This window comes from Candidatus Poribacteria bacterium (assembly GCA_026706025.1).
Classification (GTDB): Bacteria; Poribacteria; WGA-4E; order WGA-4E; family WGA-3G; genus WGA-3G.
In genome coordinates, this window is sequence record JAPOZO010000032.1 from 60,106 (window position 1) to 71,900 (window position 11,795).

Below are 11,795 nucleotides of genomic sequence, written 5' to 3' on the forward strand. Positions count from 1 at the left end.
GTTGTGGCACTTTGTCCTCTAATAATTCTGGTAGCCAACCTCTTGCAGACGCGCTGCTTTCTCGGCGACACCATCACTCAACTTCGCTTTATACGCCAACAATTTTGCATCAAGTTCAGGGAATTGGAGTGCCAGAATTTGAACAGCAAATAGCCCTGCATTTCTCGCACCACCGGAGCCGATTGCCATTGTTCCGACAGGAATACCCGGCGGCATCTGGACTGTAGCATACAGCGCATCTACCCCGTCAAGCGGTCCGCCGTCAATCGGCACACCGATGACCGGTAGCGTCGTGTGTGCTGCGATGACACCTGCAAGATGTGCGGCACGTCCGGCACCAGCGATAATTACCTGTCCCCCTTCCGCTTTAATCCTCTCTGTCCACGCTGTTGTCCGTTCTGGTGAGCGGTGTGCGGAAGAGATCGTTATCTCGAACGGGATCTCAAATTCTTCTAAAACCTTTGCGGCTTCTGCCATTTTTTCCAAGTCGGAATCGCTTCCCATCACGATACCGACAAGGGGAGTCTTTTGTTCTTGAAGCGACATATCTGTATCTGTACCTCTTTTAGAGTTGTCAGTTATCAGTTATCAGTTATCAGTTACAAGAGGTTTTGGATAATTTCAAGGTCTCTTTCTGAAAACTGAAAGATTTTTTTCGCAGAAAAAAATCGTACTGATGACTAATAACTATTGATAAATAATATGAGAATTTCTCTCAATAATCAATGGTTCGGGACCGCCTGACGGAAACTGTGCTGCCCACTCGTTCGGATCATAATCACGGGTAACGAAACAGGCACGATGCACCGGAACTGCATGCTTCAGTCCGATCCGCGTCGCCATTTTGACGCACCCATCATAGAACGGAAATTCACCCTCAGTTGGGTGGTTCGTCAGAAAACCGATGTCCGGTTTATGTGCTGCCACTGCTGAAATTAGTGCGTCGTGTTCTGCGAAATTATTGATTGGATCGCCGCTGAAGTAAAGTGTTACGCCATTACTGACAATCACATATCCCAAATGCGTCACATCAGGTGGTGCTATGTCAGCAGAAGCATCGCCGTCAGGCGGTTTGGCATAGACGGCATGTACGGTGAGACCGTTGAGTGTCGTAGATTCTCCGGCACAGACCTCCGAGATGTTCGCAGCGGCGACATCTGTTTCAGCGAAAATTTGACGCACACTCTCTTCGGGCCCCACAAACTGTATCGCATTGGAAGTTTCCCACATCCGACGTATAGATTCTGGGCAGGTGTGATCTCCATGTGCGTGTGTCAAGAGCACAAAATCAGTTGGAAGTGCCGATTCATCGAGCGGCGGCTCGGTATGAATAAAACGGTCAGCGGGACGTTCCCGCGGAAAATAAGGGTCAATTTGGACAATGGTCCCAGTTGGATTCTTTAAGGCAAAACTGCTCTGTTCAAACCAGTGAACAGCAACGGATCCTTCCGGCACCTTCAATTCAACAAGTGGATGCATACTTTTAACTTTCCTTGCGGTTCGGTCAGGCGAGATTCTTATTTGACGTTCCAAGGCGTAATCTGAAGAAATCCGCAGAAACACCCAAGTAAATACCCCAAGCAAAAACCCCTCCATTACATTACGGACTACGGTTTTTTAGTACTAACTTTCGTTTTTTTATAATAGAGATAGACCGCCAGCACTCCGGCGATTGATCCAAGCACATCTGCCACCCAATCTGCAAAGGTAGCGTATCTACCGGGGACGAATGTCTGATGCCATTCATCGCTCGCGCCATAGAGAATTGAGAGCACCGCTGCAACAAGCCATATAAGTTTTGATGGTATTATCGCGGGTTTCGCCTTTACGAAGGCTATGGCGAGTAGTCCACCCAGTATGGCATATTCAATAAAATGGTAGAGTTTGTCAATCGTCAGCCACTCAAATTCCGGCATCGGCAGCTGCGATTGCTCCAAAGACGAGACCGAAAAAATAAGTGCCATGTACAGCAGAGACAGGATCCAGTATCTCATGGTTTTAAGAGTGCCAGTTGTTAGTTGTCAGTTTTAACTGAAAACTGATAACCGATAACTGATAACTATTTCAAAGCATTGAGGATCGCGTCTACGTCGTAGACGCAGCCGCCCCATGTGCCACCACCGACGGATTGTAGTGCTGCCCAGAGTCGCGTATCATCTGGTAACGCTTCGTCCGGCGAGAGATCGGGTCGCGCCTGACGTTCCGCTAACACGCGTTCACCGACTTCAGCACCGAAATTCTCGCTGCCATGCCCGACCAAATTAATACTCCCCTCAAGTCGTCGGGTATCAATCTCAATCTGAATTGTGTCACCATCAAGCACTTTGCCGATCGGACCCCCAGCGAGTGCCTCCGGTCCGACGTGTCCGATACATGCACCCGTTGAGACGCCAGAGAACCGGGCATCCGTAATCAAGGCGATGTCTTTACCGAATGAAAGGTGTTTCAATGCTGCTGTTATCTGATAAACTTCCTCCATGCCTGTCCCTTGCGGACCGCGACAACACAGCACCATAATGTCTCCCGGTTGGATCTTAACTTCTCCCTGACCTTTAAGGGTCTGTATTGCATCGGATTCCCGGACAAAGACCCGTGCCGGTCCCGTCATCCGATACACACCGTCGGCATCAACGACGCTCGGGTCAATCGCAGTGCTTTTAATGACGGATCCCTCTGGTGCGAGGTTCCCACGCGGAAATGTGACAGTGCTCGTCAATCCTGCTGCTTCAGCGGCATCTGGATTTAGAATTACGGCGTCGGCGGGTACGTTATCCCGATCTTCCAGAATTTCTCGGACACGCGCGCGCCGTTCAGAGGCTGCCCACCAATCGAGGTTACTACCGAGAGTTTCGCCTGTTGCGGTGAGTACGTCTTCGTTGAGGCATCCTAATTCTCGCAGATGGAGCATTACTTCAGGCACGCCGCCTGCAAGGAAGACTCGGACTGTTGGATGCCCAACGGGTCCGTTGGGTAGGACATCGACAAGCCGCGGGACGCTCTGATTCACCTCAGTCCAATCATCTATCGTCGGCCGTTGGAGTCCTGCAGCATGTGCAATCGCGGGGATATGCAACAAGAGGTTTGTTGAACCGCCAAACGCGGCATGCACGACCATGGCGTTCCGAATCGCTGCCGGTGTAACGATATCGTTCATCGTCAACCCTTTTGCAGCCAGATTCACGACAGCGCGTGCAGAACGGAGTCCCATATCCGACCAGATATTCTGACCAGACGGTGCTAATGCCGTATGTGTTAAGCTCATTCCCAACGCTTCACCGACAACTTGTGAAGTCGCCGCAGTTCCCAAAAATTGACAGCCACCGCCGGGAGTTGCACAAGCACGACATCCCATGTCCGCTGCGTCTTGGAGGCTAATTTCACCGTGTGCGAAACGGGCACCGATTGTCTGGATTTTCCCAGCATCTTCGCCTGTCGTAGGTGGTAATGTCACACCCCCTGGAACAAGGACTGCGGGAAGTTCCCGCATGGCGGCGAGTGCCATCATCATCGCAGGCAACCCTTTATCGCAGGTGGCAACACCGACAACGCCTTTCCGTGTGGGTAGGGAACGGATGAGTCGGCGGAAGATCTGTGCTGCGTCGTTCCGGTAAGCGAGACTGTCCATCATGCCGACGGTGCCTTGTGTGCGTCCATCGCACGGATCGGAGCAGTAGCCTGCAAACGGAATCGCCGCGAGGTTCTTCAATTCGTGCGCGACCGCCTGCATGAGAAGCCCGACTTCCCAATGTCCGGTATGATATCCAAGCGCAATAGGGCTGCCGTCAGGCGCACGGATACCGCCTTGTGTGCTGAGAATCAGGAATTCCTCGCGTCGCAGCTCGGTTGGAGCCCAGCCCATGGCGGCGTTGTGGGTCAAGCCAAATACGTCGCCACTCGGTCGATTGAGAAGCATCTCTGCGGTGAGCGGCAGACTGCCTTCGGGACCGGCGGCGTGCGTCTGAATATCATAAATCTCGCTATCGCCGGTTTCTAAGATGTCAGTGTAGTTAATCTGTTTTGCCATTATTCGTTTTCAGTTATCAGTCATCAGTTTTCAGTTTTAATAGTTTTCAGTTATCAGTTAAGAGTCACCTTGTGGCAGTTGCTTTTGTTGTACCTGCCACAATAAACCTTTTTAACTGACCACTGACCACTAACAACTATTCCTCTGAAGACTGACAACTATTCCTCCTATTCAAACAACTGTGCAACTGGACACGTAAACCCTTCAACGACATCTTCACCCGTCAATATGTCATCACAGGTTAGCAATGAGATATTCGTTGGAGAACGATAGACCATTACTGTCTTCGCAACCGGTTCAATAACCCAAACGAGGCGTGTCCGTGCTTTTAGGTAGGCTAACGCCTTTTCGGTAGCATCATAATGCTTATCTGTTGGTGACATTATCTCAATAGCAAGGTCAGGAGCCCCGGAGAATCCTTTTAATTTATCATCTGACAACCGTTCTGTGGAGACAAATCCAATATCAGGCTTTACGACCCGATCCCCTAATTGAAATGTTGTTTCCGCAATATATAAACGCCCTAATTTATTTTCACGCACGTGTGATGCTAAAAGAAAATGGACGTTAGATCCTATTTCACCATGTACAATTGCCGCAGCTGCCATGGGAACTAATTCTCCTTTTATATACTCATACCCCTCTAAATCGTTTTCAAGAAATTCCTCTAACGTCATTGTGTGAGGCACTGGGACCCCTTGAATAGATTCAGGGTTGGTCTGCGAATTATGCATCCGTTCCACCTCCGTGTCGTGTTTATTTCCTACTGTGGCGAGAGATGAGTTTTATAACTTCGGCTCTGCCTGCTTTGACTTCCGCCTCGTCTACCTCAATTTGCAGCATACCGATAATACCTTTGGTAAATGTCCAATCTAACTTTGCACCATCGATTGCTATGCTACCCATATTATTTCGGAGTGTCGTATCTGCGCCTTTCTTAAGAAGGAGCTTCACTGTCTCGGCACGTCCAAGGAAAGCCGCCGCATGCAGTGGCGTTCCACCGTCCCGACTTTTCGCATTGACATCTGCGCCGTGTTCAAGGAGGAGTGCCACAACTTCTGTGTGTCCCATTAGTGAAGCAATGGACAACATTGTGCTTCCGGATTGCGGGTCCTGCACATTGGGATCCGCGCCATCCGTTAAAGCCCGTTTAATCGCCGCGAGATCTCCAATAAAAACTGCGCCCGGTAGGTCATTGGCGGAGGCTATGTCCTTGCTATCAAATTCTTTGACCCCAAAGAGTTTCGCAATTTCGTTCCTACCGCTCTGCATGACAGCGATATTTTCCCTCTCGACCTCTACGCCCATCAAACCGCCAATAAAGCCGGTAGTTCTCCAATCGAGGTGCAAGGTATCCGCTGGTGTTGCGCCATCATCGTTGCGTACCTGTAGGTTTGCCCCGCTCTCGACAAGAAGTTTCGCGACCTCTGCTCTGCCGAAAACTGCGGCACTGTGCAAGGGTGTGCTGCCGTTATCGTCTTTTATGTTAACGTCAGCACCATTTTCAATAAGGAGGCGAGTTGCTCCAGTTTGTCCGTGAGATGCACTCCATGCCAAAGGGGATATGTTCATATTCTCGTCTGGGGCGTTGACATCGGTTCCTTCTGAGATGTAGCGTTTCATGGCTTGGAGATCACCGGTGCGCGCGGCATGCCACAGCCCTTCCTCGGGCAATTGAATGAATTTTTTCATGTCAAACCCTTCAGGTCCCATAACCAACGGCGGACGCGGTTTCCTACGCCAGACAGGCATCCCATCGCCAATTTCCTGCAGTATGTCGTTTTTACGGATACGGATGAAATCACGAACCTCCGCGAGTTGGTTCTCAAAGGTCTGTTTTCCGCCTCTTCCGCCCCATTCTTCTCGTTGAAATTCACGTTGTTCGGGTAAGAGATAAGGCTGAATCATTGCAGCGACCCTGTCCAACTCGGCAAGCAGTTCTACTTCGTTCCAGTAGTTTTTAAGGAGTTCCACCATCGTTTTTGCGTACCGCTCGCGCCCCGTCTCAAGTTGATACAATCTGTAGGCAATCAACCCTTGTGTCTTGACGGAAGTCGGTGCGTGTGCATTTCCTCGGAAGTCCATCTTGAGATTTGTAAACAGCGAATCCGCTCCCCACGGTAAAAAGTGAAATTTATCTGTATCAGGATTAAGGTAAATGAAATAATTGTTATTGTTTCCGGAATAGCCATCCCAGAAACCGAGTAGACTTTCGATTGCCCAAAACTGGTAAAAACTATCTAAATCGACGAGTTCACCGACAGCTGCTTCCGTTACTTGGTTATCTGCAAGCACGTCAATTAACGCGATAATTTTTTCTCTGCCAAGCGTATCGTCGCCTCTTTTATGTTCAAAACTGTTCTCCCATTCCTCGTGAAAATCGACGACAGTGCCTTCATAGAGTGAGCCGTCGTCATTTCCGAAAGCACGTTTCAAAAGTGGTTTGCGGACGGTTTCCACATGGGAATATATCCCTAAGCTTTTGCCGTTCACCGTTACCTTCGCATACGCGCCTCGCGGTGCCGGAGAGCCGATCGCGTTAAACAACGCATACCCCATAAATTGACTTACTTGGCTTGTATCCTGTTTGTTGTTATTAAGTGTCAGGTTCGTCAGACCTTCGATTCCGCCCTCTTTGTCAACGTGATTTAGTTTGATTTTCAGAGACGGACGGGTATGGCTTTGCGAACCGATGAACCCTTTTTTGCGAATTCCGACTTTCGGAAAGACTACCCCGTCAATACTCACGCTCGCTTCGACGTAGGTATAGGGATGATCCAGCGGACCGAACTGTCGCTTCTCGTTCAACGCACTCACAAAATCCCGTGACTGATACCGAATTGTGTCCCAATCTCCTTGCGAAACCGTGATCTGCACATCTATAACCCGGTCGGTTGGAAAAATATCGTCTAATGTAAGTTCTTTTGCACTACTGTGGGCAGCAATCCCGAAACAGAGAATTGTTGCTAAACATAATGTCCATTTTATCATCTTTTTCTCCTATTGTATGGAAACCAGTATGCAATTAGTATAGCACATTTTGGGTTTTTATGCTTGAAAATACGGCAGGAACAAGTTTGGATTAGTTATGTGGTTTGTTATCAATTGTCAGTGGATTGTATGGTGAGATTTCTGCGCTTCCACCATCTTCAATTGACGTAGGCGTGATTTTCTAAGCACACCTGTCTCTTAGTAGGATAGGTGCGGTTTCCCAACCGCACCGGTTTTGGCGGAAATACTGTTGACGGCATACGGCGTGTGCCTGCTACCTTGTCTTGAGTGCACCCCATGTCGTTGTTAATTTACCTGCAGCATCTACCGTCAGAATGTCCCTTGCGTTCATGACTGTTTCTACCTCTTTTGCGGTTAATGCGCGATCGTACACCGCTAATTCGTCGAGCAAGCCTTTGTAGAGGTTGGCACCGCCGTTCGTATCAGGTCGTCCACCGATTTCGATGTTGTTGTCGTTCCAGACCATCACGGGACCGTTTTTCGGTGTCGCCTTTTCACCGACAAGTTCACCATCAACGTAGACTTCAAGGCTTTCATCATCAAAAGTCCCGACGACATGATACCAGTTATCTGGCTTTAAACCTAAGTTCGGCAGTGAAACGGTCGTATCGACATCCGCACCGTTAAAGGGTCCCATCTTCTTTTGTCCGGAATTGATGTACCAATACAATCCCTCACCACTACCGAGTCCGAATTCGACATTATCGTCGCTTGTTCCCGATTTGTCGTAAAATATGTTTCCGTAGACGTGTCCATTGCCGAGAGCGACATTGGATATTTCAAATGGGTGTATCCAAACCGCGACGGTCAGATGCTCGACATAGAGTTCGCTCTGTCCTCCCGGATCCTTTATCAGTGCCGGCCCTCCTGAGAACTCTATTGCACCACCGACCTTGCCTTTGGCGACGAATTTCGCGCTGTCGTGGAGTTCGGCTTCAAACCCTTTCGGCCCGACATCCTTGGCAATATCGCCTTTTCCTTCGTTGAAGGGCAGGTAAAAGTGTAAACCTTCCGTCACTTGCGCGGTTGCCTCGAAAGTTACAACACAAAACGCAAGAACCGCGAGTATCCAGAAATATTTTCTCATCTGCTTGACTCCTTTTTTATTTTCCGTCCATCGTGTTAAAATCAAAAAAAGGTCGTGCTAAGTGTCCCTATTTTAATAGCCGTGCCAACCTTAAATCAAGGAAAATCGGCGCGTTCCAATTTCGCGGCCTTGATTGGTATAGTAGGTGTATAGTAGCGCGAACTGTGAAGTCGCATCTTATACTGCCACAGGAACCAACAGCCTATGCTACAAAATTGAGGCGACAAGTGTAAACTTATTTTTGGATTTTACTATAATATAAACTGAGTAACTCGAATAAAATTGCATTCATTTTTTCTATCAGGCAATGTGGATTATGTGATAGAATCATGTTAAACTTTACCTATGTTTTTGGGAATCACAGGTTTCAAACAGGAGAAAAAAACGTGAAAATGAGACTTGCACAATACGGTATTTCCCATGACCATGCTTCTGGGAAAGCCCGTGTGATGAAGGAAAGTGACGAAATTGACTTCGCCGGTGTCTTTGAGCCGTCAGCAGCAGTCCGAGAGACCCTTGGTCAAACCTCCGTCTATGAAGGCGTTCACTGGTTTACATCCAAAGAGGAAATACTTGAAGACGAAACAATCGTTGCGGTTGCAGCGCAGGGGCGGGTGTCGCAGAATCTCACCTTTGCACGGGAGATTCTTGAACACGACAAGCATGTTTGGTTCGATAAACCTGCCGGTGATAATCTTGATACGTTTCGAGAGGTTTTGGATATTGCACAAGACAAAAATCTGCTCGTTCAACTCGGTTATATGTTCCGATACAACGCTGGTTTTCAGTTTATCCTTGATTGGGTGAACTCCGGTAAACTCGGTGATATTTTTTCGGTGCGGGCGCGAATTTCATCAGGCCCTTCAAGCGAAGCGCATTGGCAACGCTGGGATTCACTCGGTGAACATTCGGGCGGTATTATGTTCATCCTCGCTTGTCATCTCACCGACATCATCGTGGCATTGCTGGGACGACCGACACGGGTGACACCCTTTTCGAGGCACGATGGACACGACGTGCCGTGGTATCGGAACAATACAGCAGCTGTATTTGAATATCCGAGAGCGTTAGCGATTCTTGAGTCAACATCGTTGGAGATCGATTCGGGTAAATCGAGGCGGTTGGAAGTTTATGGGACACGCGGCAGTGCGATCCTTGAGCCGCTTGAACCGCCAGCGTTGCGGTTGTGTCTTGACGCGGATCGGGATGGGTATGCTAAAGGCTGGCAGACAGTGCCTGTGGAGCCGAGACCGCGCTATGTCGAAAGCCTTCGAGCGTTTGTCGCTGATATTCGGGGCGAGAAATCCCCAGATCGTTCACTCGACCACGAGTTCGCAGTTCAGGAAACGGTGCTGCGGGCGGCGGGATTACAATAATGCGTCCTCGCTTGCGTGCCCCCATCTCCTACTGCGACGCTGCGCGCTGTTGTTTCACAACGGACTGCCACCGTTATTAATCTTCATCTTCAACAGCAATGATAGGAACAACTGTAACGGGAAATGCCGATGGTTTGTAGTCTCCATCTGGTGCTTTGGTGGTTGGGAATTTGTATTGCGGGTCTGTCAGGAGTTCATAAACTGCAGTATCCCCAGTTTTAACCCGTTCTCTGGTATTCAATTCCCATTCGACTCTGAGTGCCTCGTGTCGCCCTGGAAAGTCCTGTGTCCCCAATATCGATGTCAAAGCCCAGTAGACATACTCCGTAACCATACAACCGTAGTCACAGGTTTCATCGGTATAGTGATACCACGCTTCTGCTGGGTAGCCGCTCTTGGGACCACCTTTTGGCACTTGCTCGAAATACCCGCCACGGGCGGTATCCATGCAGTTCGCTAAGGTGGACCCCCGTTTCTCCCCGAACACCTCAGGGTAAGCGTTGGCATACCCGTGTTGTGTAATGGGATGCAGGATTTCCTCTAATGCGCCGTCGTAGTAATGACCATCAGGGGCATTGATTTTGCCATCGACAAGGAAATCCGGCTTGGTTTCTGCGCCATATAGGTCTTGACCAAAGCGATAGCCCGCGTTTGCTAACAGCCCCATGTCCAACTGCTCCATCTCCGCCTCTGTTCCGGGCATGATGATGAAGACGTTTCGGCTCACGAGGTGACTGAGCACCAGCGTGTTGTCGGGAATGCCGTTTTCGTCGTTATCGAGGTATTGTGCCAAAACGTCTGCGGCGTGAGAGAGTTTATCTTCAGGTGTTGTTCGGCTTGCGAAGATGTGAATACCGAAAACGTTGACATACTTATCACAACCTACTTGTCTGAAAGCAGAAAATTTGCTTGGTATCTCTGCTATTTCGATTCTCGGCGTTACTTCAATGCTTTCCATTACGGTGTCGCCAATAATCTGGGATGATGCGATGCTCATTAAAGCCAACATGATTCCAGCAGTCATAGCTTCCCTTTCCTTTAGGGTGTCGGACATGTAGACGCAAAAAGTGGGATTTCCGTCCTTTATAGTAAAGCCCATAATTATTTGGACACGTAGTTGCTCGTACGGACTGGGTAACCCAGCCCCTACGAGCGGCGATGTTATCGTGGAGTGCCAACTTATTTTCGTGCTTTACTATAAACCCCCAAAATCCCCCTTATCAGGGGGATTTTGAGAGGGAATACGTAAGTCCTAATTGAGGTTATGCGAAGCGAACACCTAACTTTACGTTCTCACCCGGGTCGGTTGCGATTTTTGGATACTCGTCCAATAGATCGTCGAAATCGACAACAGGATAAATAACAGGCTCAGACTTCAGACTGCCATCATAAAGGAGCCGCAAACTGATTTCAAAGAGTCTGCCTTCATTCCAATTTGGATATTCAGGATTCGGTTCACTACACGCGCGTGAGAAAACAATAGTAGGTCGATTGAAATGCGCTTCGGCACCGAGATCTAATCCTGCTGGGTAGATACCGGGCCAGGCGCCAGCGACGACCGTTCCGAGATACGTCACACCGCGAATCGCCGCTTGGAGTGCCGTATGATGCCCGCTATATTCAATACAAACGTCAGCCCCGCGTTTGTTGGTGGCTTTTTTAATCTCCAAACCGGCATCCTCTGTTGAAGGGTCGATAACTATATCAGCACCACATTCGAGAGCAACATTACGGCGCAATTCGAGCGGATCGACACCAATGACAGGATAGGCACCCGCCAACTTAGCGAGCTGCAGTGCCATCAGCCCAATGCCACCCATTCCAAAGACTGCCACGGCATCACCAATGCGCACATGACCGTCTCGCACAGCACCGAGGGCAAAATCCGTCGGGTCTAAACAGACGGCTGCCTGCCAAGGCACCCCCTCCGGCAGTTTACGGACACCTGCTGTGCCCCAGACATTTTCCTCTCGAAAGGAACTGTGCCGAAAAACGCGCTCTCCGACCTCAAATTCGGTAACGTCCGCCCCAATCTCGGTGACTTCACCCACACACATATTCCCAAGTCCTGAAGGATAGTGTACCATTCCGGAGGTGTTTGCTTGAAAGACCTTATATTCTCCATCGTAGCCACCGCGTGGGCCGGCATACCCCTTATACGATGCCATCTCTGAACCGTGTTTGGCTGCACCAAACTGGCTCTTGACCCGAATTTCGTTGGGTTGTAAGGATTGGCTTTCATATTCTCGGAAAGCGACCTGTTCTCGTGCTGGTGCAATGAGTTCTCTTGGCATAT

General features: G+C 49.4%; 10 protein-coding genes. 1 reads left to right on the forward strand and 9 read right to left on the reverse strand.

The features are described from left to right. Positions 1-18 precede the first annotated feature (18 nt). The 7 genes from purE to OXH00_07505 form a co-directional block, all read right to left on the reverse strand. Positions 19-546 (reverse strand): 5-(carboxyamino)imidazole ribonucleotide mutase, encoded by a 528-nt coding sequence (gene purE, locus OXH00_07475; GenBank protein MCY3740843.1) that lies wholly within the window; start codon positions 544-546, stop codon positions 19-21. A 141-nt stretch (positions 547-687) separates the two neighbouring features. Next, the gene (locus OXH00_07480) at positions 688-1,479 is read right to left on the reverse strand and encodes an MBL fold metallo-hydrolase (GenBank protein ID MCY3740844.1); all 792 of its coding nucleotides are present in this window, start codon (positions 1,477-1,479) and stop codon (positions 688-690) included. Between the two features lie 128 nt (positions 1,480-1,607). Continuing rightward, positions 1,608-1,994 carry a VanZ family protein gene (locus tag OXH00_07485; protein ID MCY3740845.1) on the reverse strand — a complete coding sequence of 129 codons (387 nt, stop codon included), beginning with the start codon at positions 1,992-1,994 and terminating at the stop codon, positions 1,608-1,610. A gap of 65 nt (positions 1,995-2,059) precedes the next feature. After that, positions 2,060-4,024: a YjhG/YagF family D-xylonate dehydratase gene (locus OXH00_07490; GenBank protein ID MCY3740846.1), complete on the reverse strand. Its 1,965-nt coding sequence runs from the start codon at positions 4,022-4,024 to the stop codon at positions 2,060-2,062. A 167-nt stretch (positions 4,025-4,191) separates the two neighbouring features. Next, on the reverse strand, positions 4,192-4,758 hold the full coding sequence (locus OXH00_07495) for a Uma2 family endonuclease (protein ID MCY3740847.1): 567 nt from the start codon (positions 4,756-4,758) through the stop codon (positions 4,192-4,194). Positions 4,759-4,780: 22 nt separating this feature from the next. Beyond that, positions 4,781-7,015 carry a CotH kinase family protein gene (locus OXH00_07500; protein MCY3740848.1) on the reverse strand — a complete coding sequence of 745 codons (2,235 nt, stop codon included), beginning with the start codon at positions 7,013-7,015 and terminating at the stop codon, positions 4,781-4,783. Positions 7,016-7,289: 274 nt separating this feature from the next. Beyond that, positions 7,290-8,123, reverse strand: a complete 834-nt coding sequence (locus OXH00_07505) for a LamG domain-containing protein (GenBank protein ID MCY3740849.1) — start codon at positions 8,121-8,123, stop codon at positions 7,290-7,292. A 392-nt stretch (positions 8,124-8,515) separates the two neighbouring features. On the opposite strand from OXH00_07505, the gene OXH00_07510 reads away from it, so the two are divergent. Beyond that, positions 8,516-9,499, forward strand: a complete 984-nt coding sequence (locus OXH00_07510; protein ID MCY3740850.1) for a Gfo/Idh/MocA family oxidoreductase — start codon at positions 8,516-8,518, stop codon at positions 9,497-9,499. A gap of 76 nt (positions 9,500-9,575) precedes the next feature. On the opposite strand, the gene OXH00_07515 is transcribed toward OXH00_07510, so the two are convergent. Together OXH00_07515 and OXH00_07520 are read right to left on the reverse strand one after the other, a co-directional pair. Then, positions 9,576-10,523 (reverse strand): hypothetical protein, encoded by a 948-nt coding sequence (locus OXH00_07515; protein MCY3740851.1) that lies wholly within the window; start codon positions 10,521-10,523, stop codon positions 9,576-9,578. 238 nt (positions 10,524-10,761) lie between these two features. Further along, on the reverse strand, positions 10,762-11,793 hold the full coding sequence (locus OXH00_07520) for a zinc-binding alcohol dehydrogenase (protein MCY3740852.1): 1,032 nt from the start codon (positions 11,791-11,793) through the stop codon (positions 10,762-10,764). Between the last annotated feature and the right edge of the window lie 2 nt (positions 11,794-11,795).